The sequence below is a fragment of the Nostoc sp. FACHB-110 genome (assembly GCF_014697425.1).
GTDB lineage: Bacteria > Cyanobacteriota > Cyanobacteriia > Cyanobacteriales > Nostocaceae > Nostoc_B.
The window spans coordinates 35,258-56,197 of the sequence record NZ_JACJRU010000029.1 but is presented as its reverse complement, the minus strand read 5'-3'; the positions used below and the strand labels follow the sequence as shown (position 1 = coordinate 56,197).

19 protein-coding genes are annotated in these 20,940 nt (G+C 39.2%); 9 read left to right on the top strand and 10 right to left on the bottom strand.

Annotated elements, in window-relative coordinates; all coding sequences use genetic code 11:
• Positions 1-27: 27 nt before the first annotated feature.
• The gene (locus tag H6G69_RS22770; RefSeq protein ID WP_190691401.1) at positions 28-1,158 is read right to left on the bottom strand and encodes a succinylglutamate desuccinylase/aspartoacylase family protein; all 1,131 of its coding nucleotides are present in this window, start codon (positions 1,156-1,158) and stop codon (positions 28-30) included.
• A gap of 17 nt (positions 1,159-1,175) precedes the next feature.
• On the bottom strand, positions 1,176-1,649 hold the full coding sequence (locus tag H6G69_RS22765; RefSeq protein WP_190691400.1) for a DUF1392 family protein: 474 nt from the start codon (positions 1,647-1,649) through the stop codon (positions 1,176-1,178).
• Positions 1,650-1,975: 326 nt separating this feature from the next.
• On the opposite strand from H6G69_RS22765, the gene H6G69_RS22760 reads away from it, so the two are divergent.
• Positions 1,976-2,200 carry an RNA-binding S4 domain-containing protein gene (locus tag H6G69_RS22760; RefSeq protein WP_190691399.1) on the top strand — a complete coding sequence of 75 codons (225 nt, stop codon included), beginning with the start codon at positions 1,976-1,978 and terminating at the stop codon, positions 2,198-2,200.
• Positions 2,201-2,267: 67 nt separating this feature from the next.
• Here the strand turns inward: H6G69_RS22760 and H6G69_RS22755 are convergent, their stop codons facing one another.
• Positions 2,268-3,347, bottom strand: a complete 1,080-nt coding sequence (locus tag H6G69_RS22755; RefSeq protein WP_190691398.1) for an ATP-dependent 6-phosphofructokinase — start codon at positions 3,345-3,347, stop codon at positions 2,268-2,270.
• A 612-nt stretch (positions 3,348-3,959) separates the two neighbouring features.
• Between H6G69_RS22755 and H6G69_RS22750 the strand changes: the two genes are divergently transcribed.
• From H6G69_RS22750 to H6G69_RS22735, 4 genes are all read left to right on the top strand, one after another.
• Positions 3,960-4,322, top strand: coding sequence for a helix-turn-helix transcriptional regulator (locus H6G69_RS22750; RefSeq protein ID WP_190691397.1), 363 nt, complete (start codon positions 3,960-3,962; stop codon positions 4,320-4,322).
• 473 nt (positions 4,323-4,795) lie between these two features.
• Complete coding sequence (locus H6G69_RS22745; protein ID WP_190691396.1) at positions 4,796-5,887, top strand: nitronate monooxygenase family protein; 1,092 nt, start codon at positions 4,796-4,798, stop codon at positions 5,885-5,887.
• Between the two features lie 106 nt (positions 5,888-5,993).
• Complete coding sequence (gene hetL / locus H6G69_RS22740) at positions 5,994-6,707, top strand: heterocyst differentiation pentapeptide repeat protein HetL (RefSeq protein ID WP_190691438.1); 714 nt, start codon at positions 5,994-5,996, stop codon at positions 6,705-6,707.
• 256 nt (positions 6,708-6,963) lie between these two features.
• Positions 6,964-9,390 (top strand): hypothetical protein, encoded by a 2,427-nt coding sequence (locus H6G69_RS22735; RefSeq protein ID WP_190691395.1) that lies wholly within the window; start codon positions 6,964-6,966, stop codon positions 9,388-9,390.
• 123 nt (positions 9,391-9,513) lie between these two features.
• Here H6G69_RS22735 and H6G69_RS22730 read toward each other — a convergent pair whose 3' ends face one another.
• Positions 9,514-11,589, bottom strand: coding sequence for a family 10 glycosylhydrolase (locus H6G69_RS22730; RefSeq protein WP_190691394.1), 2,076 nt, complete (start codon positions 11,587-11,589; stop codon positions 9,514-9,516).
• A gap of 202 nt (positions 11,590-11,791) precedes the next feature.
• Here H6G69_RS22730 and H6G69_RS22725 point away from each other — a divergent pair, with 202 nt between their 5' ends.
• Positions 11,792-12,244, top strand: a complete 453-nt coding sequence (locus H6G69_RS22725; RefSeq protein ID WP_190691393.1) for a hypothetical protein — start codon at positions 11,792-11,794, stop codon at positions 12,242-12,244.
• 253 nt (positions 12,245-12,497) lie between these two features.
• Here H6G69_RS22725 and H6G69_RS22720 read toward each other — a convergent pair whose 3' ends face one another.
• Positions 12,498-13,706, bottom strand: a complete 1,209-nt coding sequence (locus tag H6G69_RS22720) for a NupC/NupG family nucleoside CNT transporter (RefSeq protein WP_190691392.1) — start codon at positions 13,704-13,706, stop codon at positions 12,498-12,500.
• 246 nt (positions 13,707-13,952) lie between these two features.
• On the opposite strand from H6G69_RS22720, the gene H6G69_RS22715 reads away from it, so the two are divergent.
• The gene (locus tag H6G69_RS22715; protein ID WP_190691391.1) at positions 13,953-14,219 is read left to right on the top strand and encodes a peptidase; all 267 of its coding nucleotides are present in this window, start codon (positions 13,953-13,955) and stop codon (positions 14,217-14,219) included.
• Between the two features lie 127 nt (positions 14,220-14,346).
• Here the strand turns inward: H6G69_RS22715 and H6G69_RS22710 are convergent, their stop codons facing one another.
• Together H6G69_RS22710 and H6G69_RS22705 are read right to left on the bottom strand one after the other, a co-directional pair.
• On the bottom strand, positions 14,347-15,072 hold the full coding sequence (locus H6G69_RS22710) for a hypothetical protein (RefSeq protein ID WP_190691390.1): 726 nt from the start codon (positions 15,070-15,072) through the stop codon (positions 14,347-14,349).
• 68 nt (positions 15,073-15,140) lie between these two features.
• The gene (locus H6G69_RS22705; RefSeq protein WP_190691389.1) at positions 15,141-16,538 is read right to left on the bottom strand and encodes an amidohydrolase; all 1,398 of its coding nucleotides are present in this window, start codon (positions 16,536-16,538) and stop codon (positions 15,141-15,143) included.
• Between the two features lie 375 nt (positions 16,539-16,913).
• Here H6G69_RS22705 and H6G69_RS22700 point away from each other — a divergent pair, with 375 nt between their 5' ends.
• Positions 16,914-17,531: an HPP family protein gene (locus H6G69_RS22700; protein WP_242072149.1), complete on the top strand. Its 618-nt coding sequence runs from the start codon at positions 16,914-16,916 to the stop codon at positions 17,529-17,531.
• 95 nt (positions 17,532-17,626) lie between these two features.
• Here H6G69_RS22700 and H6G69_RS22695 read toward each other — a convergent pair whose 3' ends face one another.
• The 3 genes from H6G69_RS22695 to H6G69_RS22685 form a co-directional block, all read right to left on the bottom strand.
• Entirely contained in the window at positions 17,627-17,866 is a 240-nt protein-coding gene (locus H6G69_RS22695; RefSeq protein WP_190691388.1) for a 2Fe-2S iron-sulfur cluster binding domain-containing protein, read from the bottom strand.
• Between the two features lie 18 nt (positions 17,867-17,884).
• Positions 17,885-19,360: a cobyric acid synthase CobQ gene (gene cobQ / locus H6G69_RS22690; RefSeq protein WP_190691387.1), complete on the bottom strand. Its 1,476-nt coding sequence runs from the start codon at positions 19,358-19,360 to the stop codon at positions 17,885-17,887.
• A 423-nt stretch (positions 19,361-19,783) separates the two neighbouring features.
• Complete coding sequence (locus H6G69_RS22685) at positions 19,784-20,188, bottom strand: Npun_F0494 family protein (RefSeq protein WP_190691386.1); 405 nt, start codon at positions 20,186-20,188, stop codon at positions 19,784-19,786.
• Between the two features lie 272 nt (positions 20,189-20,460).
• Here H6G69_RS22685 and H6G69_RS22680 point away from each other — a divergent pair, with 272 nt between their 5' ends.
• Positions 20,461-20,898: a peroxiredoxin gene (locus tag H6G69_RS22680; RefSeq protein WP_190691385.1), complete on the top strand. Its 438-nt coding sequence runs from the start codon at positions 20,461-20,463 to the stop codon at positions 20,896-20,898.
• Positions 20,899-20,940 lie beyond the last annotated feature (42 nt).

Below are 20,940 nucleotides of genomic sequence, written 5' to 3'. Positions count from 1 at the left end.
AAACTATAAACTAGCTGTCAATAACATTTAATAAATAATTCCTAGCACAAACTCGCCTTGATTTACCGCCTGATTAGTGGAAATATCAAAAATTAATCCACTGTGTTCTGCATAGACATCAATTACCGTTGGTAACTGGCTCTGTTTGTTAAAACTGAGAATTTGATATAACCTATCTCCCACTTTCACCATAGTACCTAATTCCACTCTAGCTTGAATCATCCCGCCAGCGATCGCATAATATTTCTTTCTGTTGCTACTTGTGAAAAAAGCCTTGATGTGGTTCGGTGAATTGTGCTGGGAAAAGTTAGCAATTGTTAATATACCTTTATGAGCTAAATAGTTTTTTACACCTGCAACACCTTGAGCAACAGAATGGGGATTCATTTGCATTCCCGTGCCTAATTCTAGTGTCCAAGCTTCCACATCAAATCTAATTTTTCTACCTAAACTTTCAAAGCACGCTTCTAATGCTAACCACGGTTTGATAAACGCTTCATCAAAAGCATCACCATCATATTTATCTAATAAAATTGCATAATCAAGCAAAAACTCAGATGCACTATCTTGGCGATCGCGGAAATAATATAAATAATCTAAACCTTGATTGGTAGAGGTATGCAAATCAATTAAATAATCCGCATCTAAACTGAGACTTTGTAGTTGATAGCGAAACCTTTCCGTATAAGGAACACTACTAGGAGAATTAATTTTTTCTGTAATTTTGGCAAACTGATTTTTAATTATAGTTAGATAATTTTGTCGGACGACCTCTTGATGAAGATGAAGTTGGGATTTAGTAAATTCTACTAAATCATCAGCTTCTTTCTCATAATCCCAAAAAATCCGGTTCCAGTCTTTTGCTTCGTAAGTACAGTGTCTTCCAGGAGAAAAATGTTGAGCGCGTTCATTTGTCCCCATCGGATTACAGACAGGAACCAGCCAAACTTCACCAACTAAATCTGTATCATTTATAGTCAATAAGAATTGAATTAGTTGGTGAATTACAGCATTCCCAGCGATTTCTGCCCCGTGTAGATTAGATTGAATGTAAACCTTTTTACCTGGATTTGCGCCAATAAATTTGTAGACTTGCAAAAATAGGCGATCGCCAGAGGCCATCTGACGTAAAAATATAGTTTCAATCTGGGGAATCATGCAGAAATGGGGATAACTTAGCTTCTAGTTCCTTTTTCATTCATCGCTCTGACTAAATCAACATCAGCCAGCCAAATAATTCTACTTTGTTGTGATGGTTTTTCTTCTAAAATCGGTGAGTGCCATTCAACAGCATACAGCCAACTGTTTTTCAGGTGAAAAATGCCTTGAATAATGCGCTGCATTGGCTGTTCGCTAAAATCTACCTCCACTACATCACCTAATTCAAAAGCTGGAGGCGCAACAACAATATTATTAAATATTTTGGTGGGATAGAATTCGGACTGGGGTAAGTAAAGTGTTTCACCAAGACAAACAATGGCATAAATCCATTCCTGATTTTCCCAATGCACACCGTAGCAATAGCCGGACAAATCAGAATTAGCTAAAAAGACTTTTTCTTGTATTTGCGCTGCTAATGCAGGCATAACTTCGCCCCAAGGAGGAGAATTATACCAACAAGATTCTAAAGCTGTAATATGGTTAATCATAATAGTTAAGAGTTCTCTTTTTATACATAAACTCATTTATCCCCTTCCTATCCGGAATGTAATTTTATCTTTAACTTAGGCAGAGTTAGGAATATCGTGTCCTGTTCCAGACTTATCATCAAGGCCATAAGGGGGCGGGGGGGAAGAGTTTTATTTTTCTGCACAGATGTGTTGAATCATGTCACGGCAAGTCCTAAAACCTTTGTCATTCCCCTACACCCCACACCCCTCTTCTTGACATACATAAGCACTCAGCAGAAAATTTTCCCAGCACAATACTCGCTACTTCTTCAACCTATAATTGAGTAGCAGTGCTTTTATTGGCTATGAAACCCAGGGATAATACGATTAAATTAGGTCAGTTTTTAAAGTTAATGGGTATAGCACCAACTGGTGGACAAGCCAAACTGATGATTCAAGGCGGGGATGTGCAAGTAAATAATTTAGTGGAAACGCGCCGCGGACGAAAATTAGTCAAAGGCGATCGCGTGACGATTGAAGGTAAGACTTTTGAGGTTAACTTAGAGAATCAAGATGCAGAGATAGAGTGATAGTGCTACTTTTGTGTAGTAATAAGATGCTGATAGGATTGACAATTAATTAGTAACTCTTGATTCCCTATTCCCCTAAATAAATACCCAAGCCGCGAGCAGTTTTCACTAAAGTATCTTCTGGGTTAACTGCGCGATATTGAGCGATCGCTTCGGCAATGGGTACGGCAAAAACTTGGCGATTTTGCCATGTCACCATGTAGTCATATTTACCTGCGGCAATTAAATTAACGGCGGCTACACCAAAGGCTGAGGCTACGAGTCTATCTAGGGGTGAAGCCGTACCACCGCGTTGAATATGACCTAAGACTGTGACTCTTGTTTCTGCACCAATGCGATCGCTAATTTGGTCTGCTAAGTATTCACCGATACCGCCATAGCGCGATTGCCCTAAACGATTTGTCATCGTCATAGCCGCACCATCTTGCGTTTTAACAGCCTCAGAAACAATAATTAAACAATAGTTTTTCCCTTCTTCTTGGCGTTGTTTAATCTTGTAGCAAATGTGGTCGAGATTGTAGGGAATTTCCGGAATTAAAATTACATCTGCGCCCCCAGCAATTCCCGCCGCGATCGCAATGTGTCCCGCATCACGCCCCATCACTTCTAAAATCATCACCCGGCTATGAGAAGCAGCTGTAAAATGCAACCTATCGAGGGCTTCTGTGGCAATATTTACGGCTGTATCAAAGCCAATTGCGTGTTCTGTAATGCCAATATCATTATCAATTGTTTTGGGAATACCAACTAAATTAATTCCCCCTTGTTGGGCGAGGCGACGCAAAATTGCTAAACTCCCATCGCCACCAATTCCAATCAAAGCATCTAAACCTAGTTGATGATAGCCGGCAATAATTTCTTGGGAGCGATCGCACACACTCCCATCACTCATCGGAAAAGCAAAAGGATCACCCTTATTTGTAGTGCCTAACATTGTCCCACCAGAAGTTAACAGTGGATCAACTTGCTCGATTTCGAGTTTTGTACATTGCGGTGGACGCGCCATTAATCCCAGAGTTGCTTGACGAATTCCAAAGACTTCCCAGCCTTTTCTACAAGCACAATGAACCACAGCCCTAATTACTGCATTCAAACCAGAGCAATCTCCTCCACTAGTCAGAATGCCAATTCGTTTACCTTGACCCATATATTTTCTAAAGATTCAAACTAACGTACTCTTATCACATTTAGATTCCTCATTTTTAATTTCAAAGTGATATTTAACTCATGTAATTTTGACTTTATTAACCTATATGTTGCTTAATAATAATATTTAAAATCTCAAACAAAATTAATCTCTATAATTGTCCTCTTTGTGTTATCTGCATTTAATTAATTAATAAATAGGACTGACGCAAAAACTCTCTCAAACTCTTATAACTTCTTTTCCTTTGCGCCCTTTGCAGTACCTTGCGGGAAGCAGCTTGCGCGTCTACGTTTTTCCTAATTTTGCGTAAGTTCTGATAAAGTAAAAATAACTATTCCCTACTCCCTACCCACAAAACTAGATTTAAAAATCAAACAGGATTCCTACATCAAGGATTTGTCATTCAAAAAGTAACTTAAATAATGGATAATCAAGATATTTAAAGGCAGAATTTATAAAACTTTCTTATCCCTATATTTTGAAACTTGATATCCAAAATCACCATTTTATAGGTATAATCGACTACGATTATATTTTTACAATTAATTGACATTTAGTTATAATACCAATTAGTTATAAAACGATTGTTAATGCTGGCGATTAAATTTTCCTATGCCAAACATCAAGCCATCTAACGCCGATCCCACAATTCTTGCGGCTGTTGCTGACTATTTCAAGGTGCTATCAGAAGTAAGTCGCTTACAAATTGTGACTTGTCTCAAGCTAGGGCCGATGAATGTGATGGAAATTGCAGAGGCGACTGGCTTAGGTCAAGCAAATCTGTCTAAACATCTAAAAGTATTAACTCAAGCCGGAATTTTAACGCGTCAGCCTAAAGGTACTAGTGCTTATTATGAGATTGCAGACCCAATGATATTTGAGCTTTGTGAGTTAGTCTGCGATCGCATCAGTGAACGTATCTTACAACAGGCTGAAAGTTTGAAATCTCTACGCACTAATAAAGCGATTTTTTAAATAAACATTGAAAAACACCCCCAACAGGGGGTGCAAACTAAATAACAGGGTTAAGGCATACGTCACCCGAATCCAGCTGGCGTTGTTAGATTTAAACAGGTATTTAAATCTTATAGATTTAAACCAAAGAATTTTTTCATGCTTGCATAGATTCGCTTAGTGACTGCTATTTTTTATAACTAATTAGTTATAAATTCGTCAAGTAGTATTAAAAACTTCTTGCCTCTTGCCCCCACCCTTAAACCGAATGGCACTAAAGATAACGCTAAATCCATTACCTATAAAGCTTTTGGATGTGGGGTGAGTGAAGAAGGACAATATTTATGTTTGTACTCGATATTTGGTTTTCTTAATTTTCCCCTACACCGTGCCTACACAAGCTTTCAGCTTTTCTTAGTACCACACCCTCAACCCTTGTATCTAAGAAGTCACACAGTGATGATAAAATTACTCCACAGCTATTTAGTTAATGAATGAGTAATTCTGTGATCGCTTCTCCACTCCATCCCTTACGGATTGGCAAACATATCGCGCGCTATCCCATTGTGCAAGGTGCAATGGCTGTCCGTGTATCGGGAGCAAATCTAGCTGGGGCTGTAGCCAATGCTGGGGGAGTGGGAGTAATTGCCACTTTGGGGATAGGGTTAGATTCTCCGTATTTTGACAGGCGTAAACGTCAAAGCTTTTTTACAGCCAATAAACTCGCTTTAATAGATGAATTAGCCAAAGCCCGCTACATCAGTCCTGATGGGATCATTGGGGTGAATATTTTAGTTGCGACCAAAGATTATTCTGTACTAGCGCAAACCGCCGCCGCCGAAGGCGCAAATTTAATCATCACCGCCGCCGGATTACCCCTAAGCTTACCTACTTACATTGCAGATTATCCAGATGTGGCATTGATGCCCACCGTCGCCAACGTAGATGATGCAAAGTATCTTTGTCAAACTTGGCAAAGTCGATATCATCGCTTGCCTGATGCTTTGATTGTCGAAAATTGCCAAATGATAGGCGGTCATTTTAGCCAATGCGAACAGGCAAACACGCCAGGATTTTCAGTTGCAACCGTAATTTCGCAACTACGCGAATATTTAACCACGCATATCGGTGTGATGATACCTTTGATAGTCTCAGGAGGAATTTGCGATCGCCACGATATAGAGAAGATGATGCAAATTGGCGCAAATGGTGTGCAGATTGGCACTCGCTTCATTACCACCCAAGAATGTGATGCTGATATCCGTTATAAAGTGCGTCATCTCCAAGCCAACATCACAGATATTGTCACCGTACCCAGCCCCGTCGGAAAACCCAGTCGTGCTTTGAGTAATTTATTTACCGAAAAAGTCACAGCTAACGCATCCACCTTAGAGCGGCGTTGTATTGCTAATTGTTTAGAAGTATGCTTATGTCGAGACAAAGGAAAAACTTATTGCTTATTGCAAGCACTTTCTCAAGCCGCGCGTGGAGATATCGAAAATGGTTTAATTTTTTCGGGGACAAACATTGGTAAAACCGAGCAGATCATCTCTGTCGCAGAACTGATGGCAGAATTCACCCGATAAGTAATTACAAACACTTACAACCAGAAAACATCAGAGTAAATTAGCTGTAATTTAGTTAATTATTATTGATGCTATCTTCAGTTTTTAATTAAAAGTTGAGTAAATGATGAATATAGATGAAATTATCAAACATTACGCAGCCGGAAAGCGCAACTTTCAACGAATTAATCTCTTAGAAGCAGAATTTACCAACGCCAACCTCACAGGCGCAGATTTAAGCTATGCAGACTTACGCCAAACAAGGTTAGGTAAAAGCAACTTTAGCCGCACCTGTTTAAGAAAAGCCGATTTAAGCGAAGCCATCCTTTGGGGAACAGACTTGAGTGAAGCAGACTTGTATGCAGCCATTCTGCGAGAAGCAGACTTGACCGGGGCAAAATTAGTTCAAACCCGATTAGAAGAAGCTAACTTAATCAAAGCTAGCTTATGCGGAGCTAATTTGAATCATGCTGATTTATCTCTTTGCTTATTATTTCAAGCAGATTTGCGCCCTAGTTCCAACCAACGCACAGACTTAGGATATGCAAAATTAACTGGAGCAGATTTAAGTTACGCCGACCTCAGAGCCGCTTCTATGCATCATGCAAACTTAGATAATGCGAGATTGTGTCGAGCTAATCTCAGTCGCACAATTCAATGGGGAAATCTCGCAACAGACCTTAGTGGTGCTAGTTTAAAAAATGCAGATTTGAGTTATGCCAATCTTAGTGGCACTGTTTTACGAAAAGCTAACTTGCAAAGTGCTGACCTCACGGGTGCTGTTCTCACTGATGCCGATTTACAAGGTGCAATTATGCCCGATGGCACAGTCCACAATTAAAAAAGCATAGCCTGATTTTGGCGGACAATGCTATATAATCTGGCCAAAATTGTTAGCAAATTTTTAAATTTATTAATAAATATCAGCATAGTCCTAAAACGAGATTTAGCTGTTAAAATCAAAAGGACTAAAATTGCCTATTGTCATACTATTTACTATTCTTTGCTGCACTCTTGGTCTAGCAAGCCAAGAATATATATTCAGCCATCTTGATTTTTCACTAATATTGAGCCTGCTGTTTAGTGGGAATTTACTTATGTCTAATATCATGGAAGCCGCTGTAATTAAATTGCCGGACAATCTGCAAGCAAAACTGGGAATATTAGAAGATAAAAAGTTAGTTCCATCCAATTCAGATATTTATTTAGATTTAGGTCAAGATTTGTTCTTGAACTTAGACAAAACCTTTGGCATTCATAGTACAGTTCCATACATGAATGCTTTGATTGAGAGAATTATTACTGAAATATTTGGCAGTCGGGAAATTACTATAAAATCCCCAAAATATCGACTGATTAAAAACAAAAAAGAAGTTGAACTCAGTATTATCGGCTTGCTCAATCAAAAAAAAGTCGAACTATTTTTTGGGAAACAAACAACATTACAATATAAATTGCCCAAAGGCTTTAATTTTAGCAACTTAACAAATACACTACCTGTTATTAGCGATTTAAAATTAAAGAGTCCAGATTTAATCTTAACTGACAGAGGATATTCTTTCACCCATCCCAAGTTAGGTTGTATTAACCTAAACAAAGGATTTAATTTTATTGGCGATATCAAATTTAATGATTTTCATCCAAGCTTGGGCGGTTTTATTCATAAGAGTTTAGGTATTTCTAGCTGCACAGCCATTATTAGCTTTAATCCTGTAGGACAAGTGAACTTATTAGGTAATATTGCAGGTGATATTCAGCTATTTTGTCAAAAACAATTTAAGGCTACTTTTAATAATTTACTTGTTGGGTTAAATATTGGCTCAAACTTTAAACCCAACTTGGGGTTAACAGGCAATTTAATTTTGCAAGGCTATGATCCCAGCCAAAAAAATGAACCGCCACTTTTATTATCTGGTAATCTCTCTCTCGAACCCGAATCTTTAACAGCATTTTTTAGTCAAAAAAGTGAAAAATCATGGTGTAATCCCTACGGTTTAGTAGGAACTGAACTTCGCAATGTTAGGTTTCAAGGAGGCGGAACTTATTTACCTCCTTATTTTGATAATTTTGGCTTCATTGGTGATTTGAAATGGCAACAAACTGACCTTGAGGTAGCATTCCTCATGGATACCAATGATCCGCAAAAACTAGCATTAATTTTAAATCCTCGCCAAGCAGTCAACTTAATCCAATTGTGGCGCGGGCCAGTTACCGCTTTTATTAGCAAACAAGTCGGTTATTCTATTGATTTAATTAATAAAGCCATAGGATTTTTAGATAAATTGATGAATTTATCTATTGAACCACTTGATGGCGATGATGATGGTGAACTGAATTCTTTAATTAAGTATGTTCCCTTCCCAACAACAATTGCCGGGCAACAGATTACAGAAGGCTTAGAAATTAATGGTAAAGTTAATGCTTGGGGACATGCAGCAATTTTAATTCTGCACAGCGATAAAGATTTTAAAAATATTAGTGGTTTATTAAAAGTTAGCGAAATTGATTTAGGCTTTATCAAAATTAAAGGTGCAGATGATGAAACTTTAGATTTAGTATTAAAAGTAACACCAACTGAGCAGTATTTACAAGGTGATGGATATGTAGAGATTTTTGATAACGAAATTGCCAATGTTGAATTTAAAATTACATCTAGTAGTGCGACATTTAAAAACTTTGACATCAACTTAGCAAATATCGTTAGCATTGATATTGATGCCCTAAATCTTGATAGAGAATCTGGTAATGGTAGTGGTTACGGAAAAATTTCTGTTTTGGGTAATACTCTGGCAGGAATTACATTTGATGTGAATAAAACTAGTGTTAACCTCAAAGATGTACAGCTAAATTTATTAGGGTTCTTGAGTTTGAATGTTCCTAGCCTCATAGTTGATTTGCCAGCCAAAAGTGCTACAGGTACAGCAAGTATTACTGCGTTTAATCAATCTTTAGGTTGTGGGACTTTATCATTTAACAGTCAAAATATTGCCATTAAAAATTCAGCTATTAATTTAGGCAGTTTACTCAATCTAAATGTCCCAGATTTTCAACTTGATGCTCCAAATAAACAGCTTTTTGGAGTGGGAGATATGATTATACTTGGCAAACAATTTTCGGCATTAGGTATTCGCCTCAACGCAAATGGTTTTCAAGCTTATAGCAATTTAAACTTTGGGATTTTAGCTTTTAATGGTGCTACAGTTACTTTAGGCAAAGGTACGAATGGTAAACTAAATAACTCAGCTAGTATTGCCGGAAATCTGAAGTTTTTTGGTTATACTTTTGTGAATTTGATTGCTAGCGTTAATAGTCAGATACTAACTACTTCCGGTAGTTTTAATTTGGCGGGAATTTTCCTGCTTAAAGGTGTAAATAATCAACGAGATGCAACAATTATGATGAATAATGTTGATAGTTGTGTCACTATTAAAGGTAAATTTTATTTGTTGGGGCAAGAGTTGACGGCACTGAATATTGATAACGATATGAGAATGTTAAAAATTCTCGGGGTAAAAATCATTTAAATCAGAAATGGTTGAGGGTAAAAGGTGGATGAAAAGGGTGTAGGGAACCCCATACTTACAAGCAGGGGCTTGTAAGTATGGGGTGTGGGAAAACAACCTCTAACCTACACCCCACACCCTTGATCAACTAACTGTAATAGTCACACCTAAACTCTCATTCGCAAACTTATCAACAGCACACACCGCATAAGTTCCTGGTTGGACAGTTGCAAAAGTAGTACCCGCAGATAAAATACGTTGGAGTGTCCAAGAGTTGCCAGTCTGTCGATAAAGTGTCCAAGAACGCACAGGTTGACTATCTCCTAGTTGCCAATTCAGTTTCCCATCCTTAAATTGCAAGGCTTTTGGTGGGGATGGGGGAGTCGTATTCCGCCACGGCATAGTAGGAACTAAAGCAGGTTTAACATAAAGAGAATTTTTAAACTGGTCAGCAATACCTTGGCGATTTTGATTGATAGCACTCATACTAAAGAAAATATTTCCCAATGATAAGCTGCTGGCAAGGTTGCGAGAAATTTTCACTTGCTTATCAATTTCATCGTCTTTCCAGGCCTTACCGTCTAGCTGTCCAATGTTATTACCGGCGTAAATGTGTCGCTGCTTAGGATTAACTTCTGTCCACCATTTCAGCAATACCGGATAACTTTGTTTGGTTTGGTCAATCCGCCAATATAGTTGCGGGGCGATATAATCAATCCAGCCTTGTTCTAACCATTTCTTAGAATCTGCATACAGTGTGCTGTAAGCATCTAAACCTGTAATTCCAGTTGGTTGTCCAGGGCGATAAATACCAAAAGGACTAATACCAAAATTGACATAGGGTTTGGTGGCCTTGATACCTTCCGAAAGGCGCAGTACCATTTGATTGACATTTTCTCGCCGCCAATCATCTAAACTTAGTTGACCACCATTGGCTTTATAAGCTGCGTAGGTTTTGTTATCGGGAAAAGTTTGACCTTGAATAGGATAGGGATAGAAATAATCATCTAAGTGAATACCATCTATGTCATAGCGACGCACCACATCGAGGATGACATTATAAGCTCTATCTTGGACAATTTTTGCACCTGGATCCATCCAGAGTTGATTGCCCCATTGGTAAACTACCTCTGGATGAGTGACGGCGATGTGAGGGCGAACATTGGCTGAACCTTTGATGCTAGTTTTGGCGCGGTAAGGGTTAAACCAAGCATGAACTTCTAGATTACGTTTGTGACATTCAGCGATCGCAAACTCCAACGGATCATAAAATGGTTCTGGGGCTTTACCTTGAGTTCCGGTAATCCAAGCACTCCAAGGTTCTAACTCCGAAGCATACAAAGCATCCCCTTCTGGACGTACCTGTAAAATTAAGGCGTTAAAATTCAACGCTTGCAACTGGTTGACAATTTCTAAAAATTCTGATTTTTGTTGGGCAGTTGCCAGTCCAGCTTTAGAAGGCCAATCACTATTCCAAACCGAAGCTACCCAAGCCCCGCGAAACTCCCTTATATGACTGACTTGGACTGTATTGGGTGGAGTACTGGGTGTCGGTATGGGTGTGGGAATTGGTGTAGGCGTTGGTATGGGTGTCGGTGTCGGTGCAGTTGTGGGTGGTACTACCAAATAAACAGAAGTAATTTTGGGAACATTGCCCAAATAAACCAAAGCTTGATAAACTATCACCGCCACATCAGCGCGAGTCGCGGCTGTCGGGTAATTAAGTAACTTGATGTTGGGGAAGTTAGCAACTAAACCTGCACTAGTCGCCACCGCCAATTGATTTCCGGCATAACTAGGAATATTAGCCGCATCTTGATAGATTTGTGGTAGTTGATTGAGTAAGTCCGGCGGAATCTTAGCTGCAATCTCTAAACCATTCACCAGAGAAACTAAAACATCGCCCCTGGCAATGCGATTATTAGGGCGAAAAAATTTATCAGGATAGCCAGCTAAAAACCCTGTTTCATAAGCTTTTTGAATGGCGTTTGCTGCCCAGTTGCTAGCTGTAACATCCACAAAAGCAGTATATTGGCGTTTCACAGGTACATTAAACACCGCCGCAATAATCGCCGCAAACTCAGCACGCGTCACTGAATTATCTGGGCGAAAAGTTCCGTTAGGATAGCCATTTAAAATGCGCCGCCCTGCTAAAGCTTCAATAAATGGGCGCGCCCAATGGTTTTGAATATCTGAAAAGCGTGCAGTAGTAGAGACCATTGTTGATTGCCGCTAGGTTTCTTGGCTGGATTCTAGCAACACGATAGCGATCGCTACCGCACTAGCGCATAAATTTTCATATTTGGCAATTTTTTCGCTAATTATTTAAAATCGGCAATTAGCGAGCCTGAGTCATGTGCGATCGTTCTATTAGTCAATCGGCTAAAATATAACCGCCAATAGTAGTTTAAATATCTCATACGTGCGAAAAGATAAAATTGTTTACCTACTATTTAATCTCACAATGGTGGGTATAGTGGGATTTTCTTTGTTATCAGAATTATTTCCGGTGACAACTTGCGATAAATGGCAATATAGTGCTAACTCAACTCACGCAAAATACTACGCCCATCCCGTCAAAATCATCATCAAGCCTTGGCGAGGACAACATCATGTCTATGGAAAATTCCTCATTCCCCAAGGTTATCAAAATGACGGTTTTTTCACACTAACGCTTCCAGGCAATCAAACTTACTGTGGCTCTTTGAAAACTGTAACGCCACAAATAGATGGACAACCGAACAATGCCAAAATTAGAGGCTATTTAAATACACGCATCGCCCTGTGGATTATCATGCAAGGGCATTTAAATGATTTAAAACAACCACAAAACTGGAAACTAGCCTACTTTGAAAAAAGGAAAAATAAATCGTAGGCGATGATAAATATATAGCATTTCCTAATCTTTTGATTGACTTGATACATTACTAGTCAAATTGAGCAAAACTCTGCGTTACTTTGCGTTTGACTTCGCGTCTCTCTGCGTTAAAAACATTATTTTTGTACCTCACGGAACTAGGAATTGCTATACAAGTAGAACCCGCACAGATTTACAAGTTAAATTCTGTTTGACAATATTTCTAAATTAACAAAAGCCATATATTTTAAGTTCCCTAATTGTCCAGATTTCAAACCAACATTCCGGCAATACAGGCGGTGATAAAACCTGCCAATAATCCCCCAATCATGGTTCTAACACCAAAACGCGCTAAATCATGCTGACGGTTGGGGGCCATACCAGTCATACCACCAATTGTGATACCAATAGAGCCAATATTTGCAAAGTTACATAATGCGTAAGTAGAGATAATTATGGCTCGTTGCGAAATTGCTCCACTAGCGATTAATTGTTTTAAATCTAAAAAAGCAATAAACTCATTTAAAATAGTTTTTGTCCCTAATAATGCTCCTACTTGGCGGCAATCATTCCCAGGTACACCCATTAACCAGGCCACAGGAGCCATAATCAAAGATAAGATAAATTGTAATGATAATTGAGGCAAATTGACTAGGGAACCGAGCCATCCTAATAAGGCATTAAACGCAGCTAGTAACCCTAAAAAAGCAATAATCATCACCCCCACATTCACTGCTAATTTCACACCATCTATTGCGCCTGTAGTAGCAGCATCAATAGCATTAACATAATTAGTCTCTACATCTAAAGTGACTTTACCTACGGTTTGCGAAACTTCTGTTTCTGGATACATTAATTTGGAGACAACTAACGATGTCGGTGCAGTCATAAAAAAGGCCGCAATCAGATGTTCGGGAGGAATACCAAAAGAAAGATACGCACCTAAAACTCCCCCAGCAATAGTAGCAAAACCACCTGTCATCACAGCATGAAGTTCTGATTGCGTCATAGTGGCAACATAAGGTTTTACCATCAATGCTGCTTCTGTTGGCCCTAAAAAAATGTTACCTGCACAAGATAAAGATTCAGCACCAGAAGTTTTCATTGTCTTTACCATCACCCAGGCCAGTACATTAACAATTCGTTGCAGAATTCCGTAGTAGTACAAAACACTGATGAAGGCAGAAAAAAAGATAATTGTGGGCAAGACCTGAAAGGCGAATAAATGCTCTTTAAAATTTTCACCAAAGACAAATTTAGCACCCACATCCGAAAAAGCTAAAAAATTACTAACAATATCTCCTAAATATTTAAAAATATTTAAACCCCAAGGTGTTTTCAAAATTAACAGCGCGAAAATAAATTCTAATCCCAAACCCCATGCAATTGTTCGCCATCGCACAGCTTGGCGGTTAAAAGATAAAGCGTAAGATATCCCTAAAAAAACGAAAATCCCCAAAGCAGAAATAGCACGTTCCATGTCGGCTGATTTAGATAGACAACTAAGTTACTTAGTCACAAAGCATACATAAAAATGCAACTAATTGGAGTTTTTTATCCTTAATTAATGTAATTGCAGATGGCGATCGCTAATTTACCAAAAATTATAAATTTTTATCTCTAAAATATAAATAAAATCTAAAAATCCAGCAGATGTAATAAAACTTCTGATTAAAAATTGTGCTAAACCTGATACCCTAAAGTTTACCTTGCCCAAAAACTATTTATGAATCGAATGTTTCGGCGATATCATCGCCAAATCGCAATTATTTTATGTTTACCCTTATTTCTGACAGTATTAACTGGTATGGGTTACACCATAGCTCATGAAGTCTTACATCAAGATGAGCTAGGTGAATTTTTACTCGGACTGCATACCCTAGAAATCATTCACTTAGAGAAAATTTATCCAATTTTAAATGGTTTAGGATTAGTTGGGTTGTTAATTACTGGCGTCACGATGACAGGTTTATTCCGCCAACGAGCTTCATAAACTTGAACAAGAATACATCCGTCAGAATCAAAACGTTAGGAGACTATCAGCTAGGGATTCTCACCTGCCACTGATTGATAACTACCAAATTTTCAATTTGGTAGGGGTTTTAAACCCGTTTATCCATCTATTCAGCTTGGGAAATTGGGGGGAAATTAGTTTTTTCTTGCTGGTTACTAGAATTTAACTGGGTGCGAGTCATTAAGAACTTTTTACCCAAATCCGTCACATGCAGATATTTAGTTAAATCGATTGGTTGCTTACCATTATTACTGGCTTTAACTATATCGCTGATATAACCAAAATTTGTATTAATTAATTTTAAATCCCGTAAGCGTCTTAACTCATCACCTACTTTGTCTGAAACATAAAAGTTATAATCTTTATTGGCTTCACAATGCTGATGAAGTTGCTCAATTTTCTCGTAATCTTTTTCACCTAGCAAGAAATTATACATAAATGCTTGCATTTCTTCAAGATTTTTATGTTGTTTTTCTAGTTGTTCTAGCTGTTGTGCCTGCAATTCATCAATTTCTTTTTTCTGCTTATTAACTTCTTGCTTAAGTTCCCTAAATTTAGCTGTAATTCCCCCTTCTTTAGAAATGCCAAAATCCTCTAATCTATTGATTAAGCTAGAGTTAAAAAGTAAAACTACGGCAATAATTATAATATCTGGAACTTCTATCCTTCTTGGTTGTTGTTCTTGTTTGAGCAACATTGGACTAATTAAGCTAAATATGAGATAGCCAATTGTTAATACAGAAATAATTTCAACCCACCAATTTTTATAACTTTTAGTATTCGTTTCGGATGACGCTTGGTCGATTTTATTTTGGCTATTGTCTTGATTCATAATTCAACAAATTTAATTTAAGAGAAGATAAACACGGTCAGAGAAAAAAGCACCGTGTTTTTTGGACGTTATAAACCCATTACCTGACGATAATGTGCCTCAATTTCTGCAACAGTTTGTGACTTGCGCTTAGTATCCCACTGACTACGCTGAAATAATTCTTGTCGTAATTCATCAACATTAATAGTTGTAACTTGACCATCAGCTACTATTTGTTTGCCATTGACCCAGACACTATGCACAGCATTTGTTGGTCTTCCTAAAACTAACAAACCGATAGGATCTGTACGCGGGAGTAACGATAAACTGGTCAAATCATAAAGTACTAAATCAGCTTGTTTGCCGACAGTCAGCGAACCAATTTTATCTGCCATATTTAAACCTTTAGCACCGCCTAATGCTGCCATTTCTACAGCTTGTCGGGGCGTAATCCAATATTGATAATCTCGTTCTGTGGTGTTGTGCAGAATAGAACCAATTTTGATAGCTTCTAATAAATCTTGAGAATCATTACTGGAAGCACCATCACAACCAAAAGTGACATTAACCCCAGCTTGACGATATTTTAAAATTGGTGCAATCCCGCTACCTAAACGCAAATTGCTCAAAGGATTATGCACAACAGTAGAGCGCGTTTCAGCCAAAATTGCGATATCAGCATCATTTAACCAAACACAATGGGCCAGAGAAGTGCGATCGCCTAAATAACCAAGTCGTTTAAGATGTTCAACAGCACTACAACCATACTTTTCTTGAGCGAGTTTTTCTTGGGCTTTGGTTTCCAGTAAATGCGAGTGACGACATAAATTATAGCGATCGCTCAACTCAATGCAACCAGTAAATAACGCATCACTACACAACTGAATTCCCGTAGGCGCAACTAAAATACTTACCCCTTCATCTGGGCGATGAAATTGTTTGACTGCTGACTCAATAATTGCCAGCGTCTCAGCTGTCGAGCGAAAATACGGTTCGTGGTTGCGTTCACTCTCCCCAGCAGGAATACCCGCAGTTAAAGATTCATCTTGAATTAACGGGGCGATAAAAGCTCGAATCCCCACCTCCCGGTAAGCACGAACCGCCGCCGCAATTGTTTCTAACTCTTCACCGGGGATTAGTACTAAATGATCTACTACACTCGTCCCCCCAGAAAGTAAAGTTTCTACCGCCGTACCTAGTGCGCTGAGATAGACTTTTTCCGTGTCGAGAGGCGCAAAATCATACAGATGCGCCAGCCATAATTCTAAAGGTAAAGGCGGAATAATGCCCCGTTGCCACTTTTCGGAAGAATGGGTGTGGGCGTTAATAAAACCCGGAAGTAACAGCTTGTGTTCACCATTAACAGCTGTTCCTCTAACATCCAGATGAGGTGCGATCGCCACAATTTTACCATCTACAACCTGTACATCTGTCGTGGAGTACGCATCATCGGTGGCAATTAAGACATTTTGAATCGTAAAGTTCACGATATTCCTTCAACACTAGTTTTCAACTATTTTATGAGTAGCATTTGAATAGCCAATTGACACTCCCCCGACTGTTTAAATTCCGCTTGTCTAACGACACGCTGCGCGAACGCTCATTTAAACAAAAAGTCGGGGGATTCGTAAGAGTCCACAAATGAACTCGTAATGGCGTAGTCAATGCGCCTCTACTGACTCCATTGAGGTTAATCCGCAATGTTGCCGCTACTTTGGAAATTATATTTGCTGCTCCATTGGCATCAGCATTGACATACCAATTGCTTGCAGTTGACAGAATGTAGGGATTTTTTTTGGCTAATTGCCTAAAAAGATTAGCTAAGGCAATAAAAGCACTGAATATTTTTGTGTTGAGGACTGTTGGTTTTAGTAGCTTTGGAGAATTATGAAAGGTTATTTACCCAAAGGGCGAATTTATTCCACCTATCTAGAGAGGTTGAACATCAAAACGTTCAGGAGAAATGGAAAAACTACTGCTTTAAAATACGTGGAACTAAACGTTCATTTTGTTTAGATAGACCTCACCACAGACACATTTTTTGGAGTTGGTGCGGTAGTTTTATTGGAATAGCCGCAACAGCTTACCTTTCTGTCAAAACTAATTCTCCTTTGCTGATGGCTCCCTTTGGTGCTACTAGCGTATTAATCTTTGGTATACCTGAGAGTCCTTTAGCCCAACCCCGAAATGTAATTGGTGGTAATCTGGTAGCAGCATTAGTGAGCTTAACTATTCTGCATCTTTTTGGTTCAGAACCTTGGGCAATGGGAATGGCTGTAGCCACTGCTATTGGGATGATGCAACTTACTGCAACTTTACACCCTCCTTCCGGAGCAGTTGCATTAGTTGTCATGATGACCAAAGCATCTTGGCAATTTCTTTTAACCCCTGTCTTAGAAGGTTCGATAATTTTGGTACTTTGTGCTGTGGTCTTCAATAATTTGGCACACGAGAGAACATATCCCAAGTATTGGTATTGATACCAAGTTGCAGTCAAAGATAGTACCTCTTCTCTCGGACAAGTCTAATTTTCGGCAATATGGGTTTGAAAACCTTTATCTGGAAAAAATTCCAACTACCAAGTTGGGTCGCTAAATAAATGTATTGTCAACTCCTCATCAGTTGGCGGTACTGCCGAAAGACAAGCACGGATGACATCGCCATCTTCAAGTTCTACAGTACAGGCGTGACAAGAACCCATCAAACAGCCAGTGGGAATAAACACTCCCGCGCGTTCTGCGACATCTAAGAGTGCTTCTCCCACTTCGGCATTGATGACAATATCATCGGGCAAAAATCGAACGCTAACACTCATGAAATTTTTGGCTAACAACTACGACAAAAATGGTGTTAAGTCTAAATGGCGTTCTACTTCTGTAGCTAGCGAGTCTAAGATTTGTTCTCGCTGTTCTCGGTAGTTGGCGACACCTGTGGGTAAGGATTTCAAACCGCGCTGTTGACGCAAGCGATTTAACCAAGCGCGTCGCCAAGGGCCATTGTCAAATAGTCCGTGCAGATAAGTGCCCCACACTGATTGACAGCTATCCACCAACCCTAGGTTAACATCATCAAATAGGGGTTGATACGCTTGACTATCTGGTGGTTGTTCGATGCGAGATCGCCCTTGATGAATTTCAAAACCTGTAACTGGCAAGCCCATCTGGGGATAATTAGAGCTAACTTGGCGTTGACGAGCAATTTTTTGTCCGGTAATGACGGTTCTGATGGGTAACAAATTCAACCCTTGAAATCTACCTGCTTGACCTTCGATACCTTCGGGGTCAGCAATGATTTGTCCTAAGATTTGGTAGCCACCGCAAATCCCTAAAACTGTACCACCAGAAGCGGCGTAATTTTGGATTGCTTCTGCCATACCACTTTTCTGCAAGAGAATTAAGTCGGCAATGGTGGTTTTTGTCCCAGGGATAATGACTGCATCTGGATGTCCTAAATCTTGTTTTGGACTGAGATACCTTACGGAGACGGATGGTTCTGATTCTAAGGGGTCAAAGTCGGTGAAATTAGCAATTCTAGGTAAGCGGATGACAACTATATTCAGGTCAGCTTGATTTTTTTGGGATTTGCGCTCTAGTAAGTCTAAAGAATCCTCGGCGGGAAAGAGTTCTTGAAAATAAGGTAATACACCAATTACGGGTTTTTTAGTGCGTTCTTCTAGCCATTGTATGCCCGAATCTAAAAGCGATCGCTGCCCACGGAATTTGTTAATTACAATTCCTTTAATCAAATCCCGTTCATCGGGGTCAAGTAATTCTAAAGTGCCGACTACATGGGCAAAAGCACCGCCACGGTCGATATCCACTACCAAGATGGTTGGTGCATTTAAATACTTTGCCACCCGCATATTTGTTAAATCACGGTGCTTTAAGTTAATTTCTGCGGGACTACCTGCACCTTCACAAACCAAAATGTCAAATTCTGTGGATAAATGTTGTAAAGATTCTTCTATGGCTCGCCAACCAAGGTCGAAAAATTGTTCGTAATAGTCTGCGGCTTTAACTTTACCTACGGGTCTGCCTTTGACAATGACCTGAGAAGTCATATCACCTTGGGGTTTGAGTAAAATCGGATTCATCTCTACCCAAGGAACCACCCCTGAAGCCCAAGCTTGTACCGCCTGTGCATAACCAATTTCGCCCCCATTGGCTGTGACATAAGCATTTAAAGCCATGTTTTGTCCTTTAAAGGGAGCCACTCGCCAGCCACGCCGTGCCAATAAACGGCAAATAGCCGTAGTTAACAGTGATTTCCCTGCGTGGGATGTTGTCCCCACTACCATAATTGCTTTCATACTTAATGTCGTTTTTAAATAAGAGGGTGAAATAGTTAATTACAAACAGGCTATTTACATAATCTGTTCATCAACAGTTATAGCAAGAGGCAGACAGCAGGCAATAAAAATATTACTATTCATAGCATTTGATCTGTCAAAATTACTTAACTTACGTATAAGCCATAGCAGGGAACAGGCTTTAAAGCCGCAGTGTCCATGTTTGATAATTAGTCTTTGTCATCGACTGCTATGGGTAGCCAAGAAAGCCAAAGCTAGAATCTGCTTTTATCTCCTGGTTAATTTTTGACCGTACTTAGGTAGCTGGTTGCAAAACCTCGCAAAACTCTTCAGATTTTGATGAAGAATTTATGTGGGCTTTGATGCTTCCGTAAATATATTGTTCCCTTTTATCAGCTAAATATTAACTGGCGATCGCCAATTCTAAAAAGGCAATCGAAACCAACGAATGCCAGCATTGTAAAAATAATCACGCCATGAAGGGGTCGGCCAATTTTTACCTTGATATTTTTCTATAAGTTGATGACCTAAAGGCGTGAGGCGAAAACTGTCTGTAATTCCCTGTCCATCTACTTCTCGCCGCAGTACGCCAACTTGGATTAACCAGTCCAAAGCGTTATAACAACTTAGTTCTGATAAAAAATTTTTTGTGTAGCCATTTTTGACCCCATTTTCTAGGGCGATCGCATTTAACGGTATACTTTGCTGACGCATGGCTGTAAATAAGCCAGTCCTAAAGGGTGAACAAAACAGCGATCGTTCTGCTCTGGCTATGCTGCTAGGCGTATAGGTGAAGGTCTTTGAGGGTTGGGAATTGAAGGTGTCCATTTGACTTTGATGTTTTTCTTTGAACAATGATTAATCTAGAAAAATTTAAGTATTTTTTAATACTTGTTGCTTAACTAGTACAACGGGGTGGAAATTAAAGATACAATTTCAAGTTAGTGAAAAGCTTGTGATATAAGCTTTTTGACTTTTGACTTCCGCGTAGCTGTCTAGGCTGAAATATCTCTGCTGTTTTTCATCTATTTCATTTAATCATTGTAAATTATTGTAAAATTTCAAAGTCATCAACAAACACCAAACAGGAAAGGTTCACTATGCCTCTAGCAGTTGGTACGGATGCACCTGCATTTACCGTCAAAGATACTAATGGTAACACTGTCTCATTGTCTGATTTTGTTGGTAAGACAGTTGTTTTGTATTTTTATCCCAAAGATGACACTCCAGGCTGCACCAAACAAGCGTGTAGCTTCCGTGATGCTCAAGAGCAATATCAAAACAAAGATGTAGTGGTTTTGGGCGTTAGTGCTGATGATGAAGTATCTCATCAAGCATTTACTCAAAAATTCAATTTGAACTTTCCTCTGTTAGCGGATACTAAACAAGAGCTAATCAAAGCTTATGACGTTGATGGTGGTGGTTATGCCAAACGAGTGACCTATGTGATTGACCCTGAGGGCAAAATCGTTCATGTTGATGCCAGCGTTAATACAGCTACCCACGCTAGCGATGTTTTAACTGCGCTTGGTCTGTAATTGCTTTGAAGGGAACAGGATTGGGGCAACAGGCAATAGTTA